Genomic DNA, 14,862 nt, shown 5'->3' with positions numbered 1-14,862 from the left:
GCCGGGCGAACTCATCCGACATCCGGTTGATGGCTTCGCCATCTCGCATTTCGGCCATGCGGATGTCGTCTGCGCTCAGGCGTCGCGCTCAGGCGCGTGATCCGGGATCCGCTTCGATCAAGCGGCTCCCGGATCACAGGCGGCGCAGCTGGAAGGCCCGCCCGTCCCAGGTCGTGAACGGCGCCGTCCCGGCCCGGATCAGGCGGAAGCCGTGGGACGCGGCGAGCGCCGCCGCCTCGCGCCGGTCGCGGGCGAGGTCGCCGCGATAGGAGTAGTTCAGGACGACGAGGTCGCCCCCGGGCCGCAGCACCCGGGCGGCCTCGCGGACGTGGTCCGCCGCGAGCCCGGCCTGGACCAAGTAGGGGAAGGAATCGACCGCGAGGACGAGGTCGGCGCCCCCCGTCGGAACCGGCGCGAGGTCGCGCCCGCTGCCGAGATGCAGCGCCACGTTCGCGAGGCCGGCGCAGCGTTCCCGCGCCGCCGCGATCATGGCCGGCGCGATGTCGAGCCCGGTCACCGCGGCGACGCGGGGGGCGAGCGCCGCCGCGACCCGGCCGATGCCGCAGCCGAGATCGACGAGCCGCGCCTCGCGCGACAGCAGGCCCCAGGCGTCGAGCGCCGCGACGATCTCCTCCGTGGCGGCGCGCAGCAGCGCCGGGCTGCCGAGGGCGTAGAGGGCGACGCTGCCCTCGGGCGAGGCCCGCGCCGCCCGGTCGAAGGCCGCGGCGAGCGCCGCGACGGCCCGCGCGCCCTCCAGCTCCTCGCCGTGATCGACGCCGCCGAGCACCTCCCGGACGATTCCCCACGCCTGCGGGTTCGCCCGCCAGAGGTCGCGCGCCGCCGCGAGCCGGCCCCTCGCCTCCGCGTCGGCGGGGCCGGCCGCGGCCGCGAGCGCGGCCTCGACCGCCTCCGGGCCCGGGGCCCCGGCCGCGAGGTGCATCAGGGCGACGGAGGGCGGCACCTCGCCGGCGGCGAGCCGGTCGAGCCAGGCCGCGGCCTCGCCGCTCAGCTCCATCGCAGGCTCCGGCGGCGGTTCCAGATGTCGACCGCGCCCCACTCGTACTTGTAGGGCTCCTGGCCGCGCAGGAAGTGGAAGGCGCGCGCGCCCTCCTCCCGGGCCGCGTCGAGGGCGGCGGCGACCAGCGTCACGCCTGGGCTCTCGAAGGCGAAGGCCGGATCGAAGCCGCTGAGATAGGTGTAGACCCGCCGCCGGCCGCGCAGGGCGTACAGGATCCCGGCGACCTCGCCGGCGAGCCGCACCGCGTGGAAGCGCACGAGGCCGGCGCGCGCGAGGCGCGGCACCGCCTCGCGGTGGAAGGCCTGCACGGCCGGGTCCGCCAGCACGCCGGCCTCCCCGCGGCTCTCCCAGCGCGCGGCGTGCAGCGCCGCGAGGCGCTCGAACAGGGCGGCCGTCTCCCGGGGCGAGGTGGCGGCCTCGACCTGGAAGCCGCCGCGCCGCAGCGAGCGGTTGCGGGCGAGCGCGATCTTGCGGCGCTTCTGCGAGGAGCAGAGGTCGGCGAGGCTGGCGGCCTCGCGCGGCAGCAGCAGCACCGGGCAGGCGACCTGGTCCTCGACGCGCTCGGCGGCCCCCGCCGGCACCGGGAGCTGCCAGGCGGCGGCCTCGGGCGCGAGGTCCTCCAGGTCCAGGGTGGCGCAGCCGCCCCGCGCGGCCGCGATCCCCTCCGCCAGCGCCGCGCCCGCCCCGGCCGCCTCCGGGTCGAGCAGGAGGTCGAGATGGTCGCTCGGCCCGATGCCCAGCGGCAGGAGGCGCCGGCCCCGCGCGCCCTCCTCCGCGTAGAGCGGCGCGAGGCCGACCAGGCGCCCGCCCGCCCGGACCGCCACCGCGGCGAGGTCGCCGGGCCGGAACTGGCGCCACCACGGGATGAGCCAGGCCGGGGACTGGAACGGCGTCGCGGAGGGGCAGCGCCCGAACAGGTCCCACCAGTCGGGTTCGAGCCGGTCGAGGTCGGCCGCCTCGGCGAGGACGGACGCGGTGAGGGCCGGCGCCTCACGCCGCGCCGGCGAGGCGATGGGGAGCGGCCGGCCGGTCGGCGCCGCGGCGAAGCTTCTCATAGGCGGCAAAGTACCCTTCGATCATCGGGGCGAGGCCCGAATGTCCCGCGGCGATCCGGCGGCAGGCCTCCCGGTCGATCCGGTCGACCGAGGCGATCGCCGCGGCCATCTCCGCCGGAGTCTCGGCCAGGAAGCCGGTGCGGCCCGGCTCCACCAAGTCGGCGAGGGCGCCCATCGGCGCGGCGATCACCGGGGTGCCGCAGGCCATCGCCTCGCGGGCGACGAGGGAGCTCGTCTCCGGCAGCCGCGCGGGCAGGAGCAGGCAGCGCGCCGCGTTGAGCAGGCGGCGCTTGGCCCGGAACCCGACCGGCCCCAGGAAGCGCCGCTGCCGGTCGAGGCGCGGCGCCACCGCGCGGTCGAAGAAGTCCCGGTGCGCCGGATAGGGGAAGAGTTCGCCCGCGACGGCGAGCGGGATCCCGGCCCGGTGGGCCGCGTCGAGGGCGAGGTCGACGCCCTTCTCGGGGGCGATCCGGCCGAGGAAGAGGGCGAAGCGCCCGCGCGGGAAGCGCCCGCGCAGGGCCTCGGCCGGCACGCCGTTCGGGATCGGGTCGAGGAGGGAGAGCCCCGGCGGGGCGAGCCCGTGCTGGTGAGCCGAGACGCAGTGCAGGAAGGTGCGCGGGCGCGCCGGGCGCAGGGCCTCGGGGGCGTACCAGGAGAAGGGGGCGTGCAGGGTCGCGAGCACGGGCGGGCCGGGTGGCGGCAGGGCGGCGTGGAAGTCGATGCCGTGCATGTGGACGACGTCGATCTCCGGCCGCGCCCGCACGGCGGCCGCCACGGCCTCGGCCTGGGCCCGGCGCGCCCGGGCGATCGCCGCCTTGTCGAGGGGCCCCGTCTCCCGGGGCAGGGCGATCAGCTCGCCCCGCACCCGCGAGCCCGCGCAGGCGACGACGAGGGAGCGGTGGCCCGCCGCCACCAGGGCGGCGTCGAGGGCGCTCAGCACCTGCTCGGCGCCCCCCGCCGCGTCCGGCCCGACCGGGGCGAGGGGATAGGCGACGTGGAGGATGCTGAGCGGCATCGCCGGGTCGCGGGGCTAGTCGCGCAGGACGGCGTGGAGCGGCGCGCGGCCGCCCGGCCAGCCCAAAGCCACGCGGGCGCCCGCATCCGCCTCGCCCGCCGCCGCCTCGGCCAGGAGCCCGATCGCGGCCCGGTAGCCGTGCAGGGTGCCGACATCGACGTAGGCGGTGCCGGCGCGGATGCCCCGCGCCTCGCCGCCCGCCGCCAGGTGGGCGTTGATGAGCGTGCCGATGTACTCGTCGCGCCGGCCCCGCTGCAGCCAGAGCCGGTGCAGGTCGCGCAGGGTGCGGCCCGGCATCTTGAAGGCGCCCCAGATCCAGGACGAGGTCGCGTCCGCCCGCTTGACCTGGATCTCGCGTACGCGGTCGCCGTCGAGCACGACCGCGTCGAAGAATTCCGGCCGCTCGACCGGGAACAGCAGGAAGGAGAGGACGTCGTCGGGGCATTGCGCCAGGGCGTCGGCCGGGAACCAGACCGTGTCGGGCAGCCCCACCACCACCGGCTCGTCCTCGGCGATCAGGGGCAGGGCCCGGAAGATGGCGTCGCACAGGCCGGACGCGGCGGGCTGGACCGCGTAGGCGATCGGCACCTCGCCGTAGGCGGCGCCGTAATAGTCGAGGATGTCGGACTTGCCCGGCGCGATGACGAACAGCAGCCGGTCGGCGCCGCCGCGGATCATGCGCTCGACGAGGTACTCGCTCACCGCGCAGGGGCGCTCGATCCCGTGATCGAGGCGGCTGCCCACCGGCAGCAGCTCCTTCGAGAAGGCGAGCGGCTGGATGCGGCTGCCGAGGCCCGCCGCCGGAATGATGCCCCACATCGTCAGACCTCCGCCGGGACGGCGCCGCGCGCGGACGCCGCCTGTTCGAGTGCGGCGACGAGCGTCCGGGCCCGCCGCGCGGATGCGTGCTCGTCGAGGGTGCGCTCCCGGGCCCTGGCCGCCAGGGCCCGGCGCTCGGCCTCGTCCATGTCGAGGGCGGCGACCGCCTCCGCGGTGGTGCGCGCCACCACGATCTCGCGGCCCGGCGCGAAGAAGGCGTCGAGCCCCTCCCACTCGTCCGTGATCAGCGGCGTGCCGCAGGCCGCCGCCTCGAACAGCCGCCCCGAGGGGCACCAGCCCATCGCGGCCATGGCCTGCCGGGTGACGTTGAGGGTGAAGCGCGAGGAGGCGAAGAAGGCCGGGTGCTCGGCCGGCGGCAGGTGGCGCACGAAGGAGATGTTGGGCGCCCAGGGGAAATCCGCCGGGTACTGCGCCCCGCCGATGAGGAAGCGCTGCCCCGGGCGCAGGCGCGCCGGCGCGACGAGCAGGCGCTCGACCCCGGCCTGCCGGTCCGCCGCGTAGGTACCGAGGTAGGAGAGGTCGCAGGCGTAGTGCGGCGCGGGCGCGCCGGGCCGATGCGCGTCGGGATCGACGTGGCCGTAGAGGGGCGCCACGCGCCGCGCCCCGAGCCGCGCGCGCAGGGCGTCGAGGGCCGCCCCGCCCGTGTAGCTCAGCACGAGGTCGAAATCCCGCAGGCCCCGCGGGCCGAGATAGGGCACCGCCTCGCCCGCCTCCAGCCGCGCCAGCGTCACCGGCGTGTCGAGGTCGTAGAAGACGCTGACGGGCGCGGCGAGGGCGAGGTCGGTCGCCGCCACCGCGTCCGGGCAGTAGGAGGTGACGATCGCCGCGTCGCATTCCCGCACGGCCTCTCGGGCGCGGGCGGCGAGATCCGGCGTCCAGTCCGGATAGAGGACGAGGTCCCCGCCCGGCAGGGCGTGGAGGTCGCGGTTCTCGGCGTAGTAGGGGACGTCGCGCTCGAAGAAGGTGACGCGGTGCCCGTCCGCCGCGAGGGCCCGGCACAGCCCGCGCCAGAGCGTCGCGTGACCGTTGCCCCAGGACGACGAGACGGTCAGTCCGAACACGACGATCCGCATCAGGCCCCGTCCCCCCGCCGGGATCCCGCCCCGGCCGCGACCCCAACCCACATACCTGGGGTGAGTTCCTGCCCGAGGTGAGTTCCCGCTCGCGACGGTTGCCACCGGGCCGGTTTTGCCCGACAGCCGCGGCCGGACCGACGAGGAGGGATGCGCCGTGTGGGAAGCCGAAGTGATCGGGGGGGCGGAGGATGCGCAGGGGCTGATCTGGGTGCGGGCGCCGCGGGACTTCCCGAACGGCCTCGACGAGCTGGTCGGCGGCCCGGTCACGGTGGGCGGGGTGGCGCGCAGCATCCTCGACGTGGTCGAGCCGGAGGACGGCGGGATGGTCCGCAAGGGGGACCGGCTCGGGCTGATCCTCGATCCGGCCTGAGCCCGCGGCGGGGCCCCGCCTTCGCGGGCGCGCCGGCCGGGCGGCCGCGTCGGCTCGTGCCGCGCGTCGGGATCGGCAAGCCGGCCGTCACCTCACGCCGCGCGGCGGCGGGCGAGCTCCCGCAGGGGCGGCGCGCCCGCCCGGGAGATCACGCGCCGCCGAGATCACGCGCCGCCGCCGCGCCTGCGCCATCCCCGCCCTTGTCAGGCTTCGCCGGGAATGCCATCGGCCGGGCAAGGCTTTGCGGGGCGAGGGCGTGATGGATTGGGTGGAAGCGATCGGCTACCTGGGCACGGCCCTGACGGTGGCCTCCTCGGCGATGACGACGATGATCCCGCTGCGGATCGTCTCGATCCTCAGCAGCATCGCGGTCATCATCTACGGCTGCCTCGTCGGCAGCGTGCCGACGGTGCTGACCGAGGTGATCCAGATCCCGTTCAATGCCTGGCGCCTCTACGAGATGATCCGGCTCGTCAGGGACGTCGAGAAGGCCGCGGGGGGCGACCTCTCCCTCGACTGGCTCAAGCCCTTCGGCACCTCGCGCCGCTTCAAGGCCGGGGAGGTGCTGTTCCGGATGGGCGATCCGGCGAGCGAGATGTTCTACGTCGAGAGCGGCCGCTTCCGGATCGAGGAGCGCGGCATCGACATCGCGCCGGGGGCGATCGTCGGGGAACTCGGCATGCTCTCGCCCGGCAACGTCCGCACCGCCTCGGTGGTCTGCGCCGAGGACGGGGTCGCGCTCTGCGTGCCCTATTCGGAGGTCAAGCAGCTCTACTACCAGAACCCCGAATTCGGGTTCTATTTCCTGAAGCTGACGAGCGAGCGGCTGTTCCAGGGAACCGGGCAGGGAGGGCCGTGCGGGGCGACGCCCGAGCCCGAGGTCGCCTGACCCGCGGGGCGCATCGAGAGAGGTTTGGATGTCGGATTTCACCCTCGACCCGCGGCTCGCCGCCGACACGATCGCGGTGGGCGACCTTCCGCTCTGCAGCGTGCTCCTCCTCGACGATGCCCGCTTCCCCTGGCTCGTCCTGGTGCCGCGCCGGGAGGCGGTGAGCGAGCTCACCGACCTCGCCCCGCGGGAGGCGGCGGCCCTGATGGAGGAGATCCGGGTCGCGACCCGGGTCATGCTGGACCTCGCCAAGCCCGACAAGGTGAATGTCGGGGCGCTCGGCAACGTGGTGGCGCAGCTCCACGTCCACGTGGTCGGGCGGTTCCGCTCCGATCCGGCCTGGCCCGGCCCGGTCTGGGGCCACGGCACCCGCGCGCCCTACCCGCCCCACGCCGCCGCGCAGCTCGTCGAGCGCGCCCGGGCGCTGTTCGCGGCCGCGTGAGCGCCGCCCCTCTGTGATTTCGCCGCAATGTGCGCGTCGATGCGGTCGACCCATCGCCGGATCACGCCCTGAGGAGATCCCGTGACGACGCCCCTCGACCGCCTCGGCTTCGCCCAGAGCCTGCTCGTGCGCCACTCCGCCGAGCGCACCGGCCCGACCCCGACGCTCGCCGACCATCCGGAGGCCGGCCTGCTCCTCTTCGCGGGCGAGGTGCCGGTGCTGCGGGCGGCCGGGGCCGCGGCGAGCGCGGTGCTGTCGGTCGCCGACGCCGCGCGCGTCCCCACGCCGGCCCCGCTCCTCTTCCTGGGGCGGATCGGCGAGCGGCCGATCTTCGCCGGGGCCCTGCCGGCCGAGGCCGGCGCGGGTTTCGCGGAGGATCCGGCCTACCGCCTGCTCGACCTGCGCGCGGTCGCGGTCGAGGGGGCGGTGCCGGCGCCGGAACTCGGCCTCCTCGCCACCGCGAAGTCGCTCCTGAACTGGCACGCCCGCCACGGCTTCTGCGCCCAGTGCGGCGCGCCGACCGCGCTCTCCTGCGGCGGCTTCCGGCGCGACTGCGCGGCCTGCGGGGCGCAGCACTTCCCGCGCACCGATCCGGTGGTGATCATGCTGGTGACGCGCGGGGACCGGTGCCTGCTCGGGCGGCAGGCGCGCTTCGCCCCCGGCGTCTATTCCTGCCTCGCGGGCTTCCTCGAGCCGGGCGAGACGATCGAGGACGCGGTGCGCCGCGAGACCTTCGAGGAGGCGGGGCTGCGGGTCGGCGCCGTGCGCTACCGGGCCTCCCAGCCCTGGCCCTTCCCCTCCTCGCTGATGATCGGCTGCGAGGGCGAGGCCCTCGACGAGGCCCTGACCCTCGATCGCGACGAATTGGAGGATGCCCGCTGGTTCTCCCGCGAGGAGGTGCGGGCGATGCTGGAGCGCCGCCACCCGGACGGCCTCCTCACGCCGCCCCCGATGGCGATCGCCAACCTCCTGGTGCGGGGCTTCGCGGACGGGTTCTGATCCGGGATCCGCTTGCTCAAGCGGATCCCGGATCGCGAGCCTGCGCGGCGCCTGTGCGCGGCGCCTGAGCGACGCCGACATCCGCATGGCCGACATCGGAGATGGCGAAGCCATCAACCGGATGGCGCATGCCAAGCCCGCGCGGCGCCTGAGCGACGCCGACATCCGCATGGCCGACATCGGAGATGGCGAAGCCATCAACCGGATGGCGGATGAGCCGCCGGCGGAACCGGTCCCGCGCCCGGGGACGGCTCGTCCGCCGGGCCGATGCGCGCTATCGCAGCACCAGCTTGCCGTCGCCGTTCAGATCGATCGTGTTGAACGTCCTCACGTACTCATCGTCGAAAGTGTCGGTCAGCAGGTCGAGATCGAAGCCCCGCAAGGTGATCTTGTTTCTCCACGGGCTTTTGTCAAGAAAATCGACCCCGACCTGGACGTTGTTGATCTTCTTCAAGGTGTGCTCGGCCAGCCAGGCCTTGCACGCCGCCGGGTCGCCCATCTCCTCCTTGCTGGGATACTTGGCTGGCGCGTCGCCGGCCGGCACGATGTAGATCTCCTTCACGAACTGGAGGCTGGCCCTCATCCCCCTGTGTTCATACATCCGGGCGACCGATCGAAAGAACGTCTCGATGCGATCCAGAGCCTCGTCGGTGATGAACAGCTCCGGCGTCTCGCTCAGCTGATGCAAACTCATCCGCGGTTCCCTCCGCTGCCGAATGGCGTGAGAGCGCCGTCGGTCCTCGATCCGATGAGCGCATGAACATGAATCATACCAACGGCTCAGGATGCTGACGCATCGAGCCGTTGCTCCATCTCGAATTTTCGATTTCAAGCCAGAGGCTTGGCGAAAATTCGAGAGCCGCACCACCGGTCATCAGAAATGACCGGTGGTATCATCTCGGGGATCCGCGGGCCTTCACGGCTGTGGCGGGCGCAGGCCCGGTGCATCACCCTCCCGAAGTCTCGGAAAGCCTCGGTCTCCCTCATTACGTAAGGACATGAGAACGCGCAATCGCTCCGATCGGCGGAGCGCAGGGAATTCCAGGCGGGATCGGGGCGCCGAGACCGGCGTGATCTGGGCACGAATCGCGGCATCGGGCCGTCGATGCGCGGGTCCCGGCAGCGCGCCCGGGCCGTCCGCGGGCCGGCGCGGCGACGGGGGCGGTCGCCCGAGACGGCGCCCTCGGCGGAGCGCGGGCGGAGTTCCGGCAGCCGCAGCTGCGCCCGTCAATGCGCCATCAGCACCGGCATGGTGGCGTGGGCGAGGATGTGGCTGGTCGCGCCGCCGAAGATCATCTGGCGCAGGCGGCTCTGGGTGTAGGCCCCCTTGACCAGGAGATCGCAGCCGAGCGCGGCGGCCTCGGCCAGGAACACCTCGCCGGGATTGCGCCGCCCCGCCGCCAGGGTGCGGCCCCGCGCGGTCAGGCCCTCGCGGGTGAGCGCCGCCGCCAGCTGCTCGGCGCTCGGGCCCGGCACCATGCCGGAATCGACGCCCAGCACCTCGATGCGGGCGGCCCGCCGCAGGAACGGGCCCGCGAAGGCCACCGTGCGGGCGGTCTCGGTCGAGCCGTTCCAGGCGATCAGCACGGTCTCGCCGAGGCTCTGGGGCGGGGTCGGGGGCGCGATCAGGAGGGGCCGGCCGCTCTCGAACAGGGCGGCTTCGAGGGTCGTCATGCGCGGGCCGCCCTCCCCGCCCGGCCGTCCCACCACGGTCGCGCCGAACAGACGCGCGTATTGCGCCAGGAACCCGTCGCCCGGCGGCGCGTCGGGCAGCCAGCGGTAGCGCGGGCGGGAGGGATCCGCCTCGCCCGAATCCCGCGGCACCCCGTGCTGCTCCATGAAGGTGGAGAACTGGCTGCCGCAGCCGCGGGCCTCCGCGAGGTCGGCCTCCTCGTCGCGCACCCAGGTCATGCCGCCCACCATGTCGACCGGGACGTACTCGGCGAGGGCGGGGCGCAGGCCGAACCCCTCCACGCAGGATCCGAAGCGCCGGGCGGTGAGGAGCGCGGTCTCCAGCACGGAATCGAGGAGCGTGTGGCGCGCGATCGGAACGAGCAGGGTCTTCATGGCGGCCTCCGGGGCGATTGCACCACGGCCCCGCTGCGCCGTCCAGGGGCGCGCCCTCGCCAGGCCCCGGCAAATCTGCCAGACCGGCGGGATCGCCGCCGGCGCGGGAGGAATGCCATGCCCCCTTCCCTGCTCGACATCGCCCCGGAGGTGCGGGCCGCCCTCGCGGCGGGCGCGCCCGTGGTGGCGCTCGAATCCACCATCGTCACGCACGGCATGCCGCACCCGCAGAACGTCGAGACGGCCCGGGCCGTCGAGGCGGTGGTGCGCGAGGCCGGGGCGGTGCCGGCGACCATCGCGGTCGTGGCGGGGCGGATCCGGATCGGCCTGCCGGCCGAGACCCTGGCGGGGCTCGCCGCCGCGCGGGACGTGCTGAAGCTCAGCCGCGCCGACCTGCCGCACGCGGTGGCGGCGGGGCTCACCGGCTCGACCACGGTCGCCGCCACGATGATCTGCGCCGCGCTCGCCGGGATCCGGGTCTTCGCGACCGGCGGCATCGGCGGCGTGCACCGGGGCGTCGAGCAGACCCTCGACATCTCGGCCGACCTCGACGAACTCGCCCGCACCCCCGTGGCGGTGGTCTCGGCCGGCGCCAAGGCCATCCTCGACCTGCCGCGCACCCTCGAATACCTGGAGACGAGGGGCGTGCCGGTGGTGGGCTACGGCACCGACCGCTTCCCGGCCTTCTGGAGCCGGGACAGCGGCCTGCCCGCGCCGCTGCGCCTCGACACCCCGGAGGCGGTCGCCGCCCTGATCCGGGCCAAGGCCGCGCTCGGCCTCGGCGGCGGGATCCTGGTGGCCAACCCCGTGCCGGAGGCCGACGAGATCCCGGCCGCCGAGATCGCCGGCCTGATCGAGACGGCGGTGGCGGAGGCGCGGGCGGCCGGCATCGCCGCCAAGGCGGTGACGCCCTTCCTGCTGGGTCGTCTCCTCGCCCTCACGGGCGGGCGCAGCCTCGCCACCAACATCGCGCTGATCCGCCACAACGCCGCCCTGGCGGCCCGCCTCGCCGCCGCCCTGGCCGCCCCGGCTCCCGCGCCCTGACCGGCCGCGGCGGGTCAGAAAGCCTTAACGAATGCTGATTTACTTCTGTCCTTAGGGAAGACCGCTATGGACATCGTCAGCCTCGTTCAATTCTTCGCCGATCCCCTCGATCTCGCCGTCGTCCTCACCGACGTCGACCTCGAGCGGCCGGGACCGACGATCCTCTACGCCAACCCGGCCTTCGCCCGGATGTCCGGCTACGCGGAGGACGAGCTCGTCGGCCGATCGCCCCGCATGCTGCAGGGCCCGACCACCAGCCGGGTGGCCACGCGGCAGGTGCATCGCGCGCTGCGGATGAGCGGGCGCTTCCTCGGCTGCCTGCAGAACTACCGCAAGGACGGCGAGGCCTACCTGTGCGAGATCGACGTGCGGCCGGTATGCCGCCGGGACGGCACCCCGGAGGCCTTCATCGCCTTCGAGCGCGAGGTGGTCCGCCGCCGCGGGCGGCCCGCGCGGGGCGGGGCCGGGCGCTACCGGCCGGTCGCGATCTCCCCCGAGATCCTGCCGATGGTGGCCGGCGACACGCCGCTCTTCGGCTGATCCGGGATCGGCTTGATCGAAGCGGGTCCCGTCTCACGAGACTGCGCGGCGCCTGAGCGAAGCCGACATCCGCATGGCCGACATGGGAGATGGCGAAGCCATCAACCGGATGGCGGATGAGCCGGGGCGCCGGCCCTCAGGCGCGGCGAAGGCGCAGCGCGTTTCCGACCACGAACACGCTCGACAGGGCCATGGCGCCGGCGGCGAGGACGGGCGACAGGAGCGGGCCGCCGAAGAGGCGCAGCATGCCCGCCGCGACCGGCAGCAGCGCGGCGTTGTAGGCGAAGGCCCAGAACAGGTTCTGGCGGATGTTGCGCATCACCGCGCGCGAGAGGTGGAGCGCCTCGACCACGCCGCCGGGATCCCCCGCCATCAGCACCACGTCGGCGCTCTCCACCGCGACGTCGGTGCCCGTGCCGAGCGCGATGCCGACATCCGCCTCGGCCAGCGCCGGCGCGTCGTTGATGCCGTCGCCCACGAAGGCGGTGCGGCCGTGGGCGGCGCGCATCTCCCGCACCGCCGCGAGCTTGTCGGCGGGCAGCACCTCGGCCAGCACCGTGGCGATGCCGAGCTCGCGGGCGATGCCCTCGGCCGTGCGCCGGTCGTCGCCGGTCACCAGCGCCACGGCCACGCCCCGTCCCTGCAGGGCCGCGACCGCCGCGGCGGCGCCCGGCTTCACCGGATCGGCCACCGCGATCAGGGCGGCGAGGCGGCCGTCGAGCGCGACGTAGAGGGGCGAGCGGCCGGCCTCGCCGAGCCGGGCCGCCGCCTCCGCGAGGGGCGCGACCGGGATGCCGAGCCTCGCCAAGTGCCGCGCCGCGCCGATTGCGACCGCGCGCCCGCCCGCCCGTCCGACGAGGCCGAAGCCCGGCACCGCCTCGAAGGCCTCGACCGGCGGAAGGGCGAGGCCCCGCGCCCGCGCCCCCGCGACGATCGCCCGGGCGAGCGGGTGCTCGGAGCGGGATTCCAGGGCGGCCGCGTGCGCCAGGGCTGTCTCGGCCAAGGCGGATTCGGCCAAGGCGGATTCGGCCAAGGCGGATTCGGCCGCGTCCCCGGGGGCGGGGATCAGGTCGGTGAGCGCGGGGTGGCCCTCGGTCAGGGTGCCGGTCTTGTCGAAGGCCACGGCCCGCACACCCTCCAGCGCCTGCAGGGCGGTGCCGTTGCGGAACAGGATGCCGCGCTCGGCCGCCCGCCCGGTCCCGACCATGATCGAGGTCGGCGTGGCGAGGCCCATCGCGCAGGGGCAGGCGATGATCAGCACCGCGATGGCGTTGACCAGGGCGAGGCCCAGGGCGGGCGCGGGGCCGAGCAGCAGCCAGGCCAGGAAGGTCAGGGCGGCGAGGCCCATCACGGCCGGCACGAACCAGCCGGTGACCCGATCGACGAGGGCCTGGATCGGCAGCTTGGCCCCCTGGGCCGCCTCGACCATGCGGATGATCTGCGAGAGGACCGTGTCGGCGCCGACGCGCTCGACCGCGACCTCCAGGCTGCCGGTGCCGTTGACGGTGCCGCCCGTGACCGGCGCCCCGGCCTCCTTGCGCGCCGGCACCGGCTCGCCGGTGATCATGCTCTCGTCGACCGCGGAGGCGCCCGCGGCGACGCGCCCGTCGGCGGGCAGGCGCTCGCCCGGGCGCACCCGCACGCGGTCGCCGGGGCGCAGGTCCACCACCGGGACCTCGACCTCGCCCTCGGGGCGGATGACCCGGGCGGTCCGCGGCGCCAGCCCGACGAGGCGCGCGATCGCCGCGCCGGTGCGCCCCTTCGCCCGCGCCTCCAGGAAGCGCCCGAGCAGGATCAGGGTGATGATGAGGACCGAGGCCTCGAAATAGACGTGGGCCGTCCCCTCCGGCAGCAGGCCGGGCGCCAGGGTGGCGACGAGCGAGAAGCCGTAGGCGGCGCCCGTGCCGAGGGCGACGAGGGCGTTCATGTCCGGGTGGCCGCGCAGCAGGCCCGGCACGCCGCGCCGGAAGAAGCGCCGGCCCGGGCCCGCGAGGACGAGCGTGGCGAGCACGGCCTGGACGCCGTTGCTCCAGCCCTCCGGCACGAGGGCGTGCAGACGATGGGCGCCGATCAGGTGGCCGCCCATGTCGAGGACCACGACGGGCAGCGCCAGCAGGGCGGCGACGACGAGGTCGCGGCGCAGCCCGACCGCCTCCTCGGGCAGGGCGGGGGTCTCCGGCGCGGCGGCCGGCAGCGGCCGCAGCGCGTAGCCGGCCGCGGCCACGGCCCGGGCCAGGGCGGCCTCCTCCACCAGCCCGCCGGGATGGCGCACGCTGACCCGCCCGGTGGCGAGGTTGGCGCTGGCCTCGGTGACGCCCGGCACCGCCCTGAGCACCCGCTCGACCCGGCCGACGCAGGAGGCGCAGGTCATGCCCTCGACGAGGAAGTCCGAGGTCTGCTCGGGGACGGCGTAGCCGGCATCCGCGATCGCCTCGGCCAGGGCGCCCGGATGGTTGTCGGGGGCAAGCTCGATGGTGGCGCGGCGGGTGGCGAGGTTGACGGAGGCCGAGGTGACGCCCGGCACGGCCTTGAGCACGCGCTCGACCCTCCCCGTGCAGGAGGCGCAGGTCATGCCCTCCACGGGCAGGGTGAGGCGGCGGGCGGTCGCGGTCATGGCCGAACTCCTCGGGAGCGCGCCGCCGTCGCGCGCCGCGCTCCCGGCAGGATATGGGATTCGCCGGATCGGGCGGTGATAGGGCCGCGCTTCGCGCCAGCCCTGCATCCGCAACATGGTTTCGCCGCGCTTGGGCGCCAGGGGCGTTCCGCCGGGCGGGGCCCGGCCGGGACCAGGCGGGGGACGGGATGGGCAGCAACCGAGATCGGAGCGGGCCGATCGGCGGGCGGCCCTCGCCGCGCCCGCGCGCCGGGTGCGCCGTCGCGCTGGCCCTCGCGTCGGCTCTGGCCCCCGCCGCGGCCCGGGCCCACCCGCATGTCTGGGTGCAGGCGCGCAGCGAGATCGTCCTCGACGAGGCCCGCGCCCTCAAGGGCCTGCGCCTGACCTGGACCTTCGATCCCGACTACTCCGCCTTCGCGGTGCTGAACCTCGATTCGCGGCGCGACGGCGTCCCGGATCCCGACAAGCTCGCCGAGCTCGCCCGCGCCCGCGTCGCCGCCCTCGCCGAGACCGGCTACTACGTGCAGGCCAAGCTCAACGGCCGCCTCCTCGCCTTCGCGGCCCCGCAGGATGCCCGGGCCGAGTTCCGGGACGGGCGGCTCACCCTCTTCTTCACCCTCGCGCCGGCCGCCCCCGCGGCCGCCCTGCGCAGCCTCGTGGTCACGACCGCCGATCCGGATTTCTACGTCGCCTTCGGCCTCGCCCCGGGCGACGAGGCCGCGCGGGTCGCGGGCCCCGCCGCCTGCCTCGTCAAGGTGACGCATCCGGCCAAGGAGGCGCGGGTCGGCGAGCAGCTGATCCCGGATTCGGACGCGCTCGTCCGCCCGGGCGCGGCGGCCGCCGCCGGGGCCGACTACACGGGCCGCGTGCTCGTGGCCTGCCCCTGAGCGGAG

15 protein-coding genes are annotated in these 14,862 nt (G+C 75.2%); 7 read left to right on the top strand and 8 right to left on the bottom strand.

The genetic code is table 11. The features are described from left to right. Positions 1 to 133 precede the first annotated feature (133 nt). The 5 genes from QA634_RS08465 to QA634_RS08445 are packed head-to-tail and all read right to left on the bottom strand — an operon-like array spanning position 134 to position 5,001. Complete coding sequence (locus QA634_RS08465; protein WP_012331578.1) at positions 134 to 1,015, bottom strand: class I SAM-dependent methyltransferase; 882 nt, start codon at positions 1,013 to 1,015, stop codon at positions 134 to 136. Beyond that, the gene (locus QA634_RS08460) at positions 1,006 to 2,073 is read right to left on the bottom strand and encodes a GNAT family N-acetyltransferase (RefSeq protein WP_012331577.1); all 1,068 of its coding nucleotides are present in this window, start codon (positions 2,071 to 2,073) and stop codon (positions 1,006 to 1,008) included. Before QA634_RS08460 ends, QA634_RS08465 begins: the two co-directional genes overlap by 10 nt. Next, positions 2,009 to 3,088 carry a glycosyltransferase gene (locus tag QA634_RS08455; protein WP_012331576.1) on the bottom strand — a complete coding sequence of 360 codons (1,080 nt, stop codon included), beginning with the start codon at positions 3,086 to 3,088 and terminating at the stop codon, positions 2,009 to 2,011. The genes QA634_RS08460 and QA634_RS08455 overlap by 65 nt, the downstream gene beginning before the upstream one ends. A 15-nt stretch (positions 3,089 to 3,103) precedes the next feature. Continuing rightward, positions 3,104 to 3,907 (bottom strand): sugar phosphate nucleotidyltransferase, encoded by an 804-nt coding sequence (locus tag QA634_RS08450; RefSeq protein ID WP_012331575.1) that lies wholly within the window; start codon positions 3,905 to 3,907, stop codon positions 3,104 to 3,106. Between the two features lie 2 nt (positions 3,908 to 3,909). Then, positions 3,910 to 5,001: a CgeB family protein gene (locus QA634_RS08445; protein WP_012331574.1), complete on the bottom strand. Its 1,092-nt coding sequence runs from the start codon at positions 4,999 to 5,001 to the stop codon at positions 3,910 to 3,912. Positions 5,002 to 5,158: 157 nt separating this feature from the next. Here QA634_RS08445 and QA634_RS08440 point away from each other — a divergent pair, with 157 nt between their 5' ends. The 4 genes from QA634_RS08440 (at position 5,159) to nudC (ending at position 7,704) form a co-directional block, all read left to right on the top strand. After that, positions 5,159 to 5,374: a hypothetical protein gene (locus QA634_RS08440; protein ID WP_012331573.1), complete on the top strand. Its 216-nt coding sequence runs from the start codon at positions 5,159 to 5,161 to the stop codon at positions 5,372 to 5,374. Between the two features lie 259 nt (positions 5,375 to 5,633). Then, a complete protein-coding gene (locus QA634_RS08435) occupies positions 5,634 to 6,263 on the top strand; it encodes a cyclic nucleotide-binding domain-containing protein (protein WP_012331572.1) in 630 nt (209 codons plus the stop codon). Positions 6,264 to 6,291: 28 nt separating this feature from the next. Further along, the gene (locus tag QA634_RS08430; RefSeq protein WP_012331571.1) at positions 6,292 to 6,705 is read left to right on the top strand and encodes an HIT domain-containing protein; all 414 of its coding nucleotides are present in this window, start codon (positions 6,292 to 6,294) and stop codon (positions 6,703 to 6,705) included. 81 nt (positions 6,706 to 6,786) lie between these two features. Then, positions 6,787 to 7,704 (top strand): NAD(+) diphosphatase, encoded by a 918-nt coding sequence (gene nudC, locus QA634_RS08425; RefSeq protein ID WP_012331570.1) that lies wholly within the window; start codon positions 6,787 to 6,789, stop codon positions 7,702 to 7,704. A gap of 274 nt (positions 7,705 to 7,978) precedes the next feature. Here the strand turns inward: nudC and QA634_RS08420 are convergent, their stop codons facing one another. Together QA634_RS08420 and QA634_RS08415 are read right to left on the bottom strand one after the other, a co-directional pair. Next, entirely contained in the window at positions 7,979 to 8,398 is a 420-nt protein-coding gene (locus QA634_RS08420) for a hypothetical protein (protein WP_012331569.1), read from the bottom strand. A 533-nt stretch (positions 8,399 to 8,931) separates the two neighbouring features. After that, positions 8,932 to 9,771 (bottom strand): universal stress protein, encoded by an 840-nt coding sequence (locus QA634_RS08415; protein ID WP_012331568.1) that lies wholly within the window; start codon positions 9,769 to 9,771, stop codon positions 8,932 to 8,934. A gap of 117 nt (positions 9,772 to 9,888) precedes the next feature. Between QA634_RS08415 and QA634_RS08410 the strand changes: the two genes are divergently transcribed. Together QA634_RS08410 and QA634_RS08405 are read left to right on the top strand one after the other, a co-directional pair. Then, positions 9,889 to 10,815 (top strand): pseudouridine-5'-phosphate glycosidase, encoded by a 927-nt coding sequence (locus QA634_RS08410; protein WP_012331567.1) that lies wholly within the window; start codon positions 9,889 to 9,891, stop codon positions 10,813 to 10,815. A 66-nt stretch (positions 10,816 to 10,881) separates the two neighbouring features. Then, positions 10,882 to 11,355, top strand: a complete 474-nt coding sequence (locus QA634_RS08405; protein WP_012331566.1) for a PAS domain-containing protein — start codon at positions 10,882 to 10,884, stop codon at positions 11,353 to 11,355. Between the two features lie 136 nt (positions 11,356 to 11,491). Here QA634_RS08405 and QA634_RS08400 read toward each other — a convergent pair whose 3' ends face one another. Then, complete coding sequence (locus QA634_RS08400; RefSeq protein ID WP_012331565.1) at positions 11,492 to 13,969, bottom strand: heavy metal translocating P-type ATPase; 2,478 nt, start codon at positions 13,967 to 13,969, stop codon at positions 11,492 to 11,494. 188 nt (positions 13,970 to 14,157) lie between these two features. Here QA634_RS08400 and QA634_RS08395 point away from each other — a divergent pair, with 188 nt between their 5' ends. After that, positions 14,158 to 14,856 carry a DUF1007 family protein gene (locus tag QA634_RS08395; protein WP_012331564.1) on the top strand — a complete coding sequence of 233 codons (699 nt, stop codon included), beginning with the start codon at positions 14,158 to 14,160 and terminating at the stop codon, positions 14,854 to 14,856. The last annotated feature ends 6 nt before the right edge of the window (positions 14,857 to 14,862 follow it).

Origin of the sequence: Methylobacterium sp. CB376 (assembly GCF_029714205.1) — a bacterium.
In the GTDB taxonomy this organism is placed as follows: domain Bacteria; phylum Pseudomonadota; class Alphaproteobacteria; order Rhizobiales; family Beijerinckiaceae; genus Methylobacterium.
The sequence above is the reverse complement of the archived record's forward strand: the minus strand, read 5'-3'. Positions and strand labels throughout refer to the sequence as shown.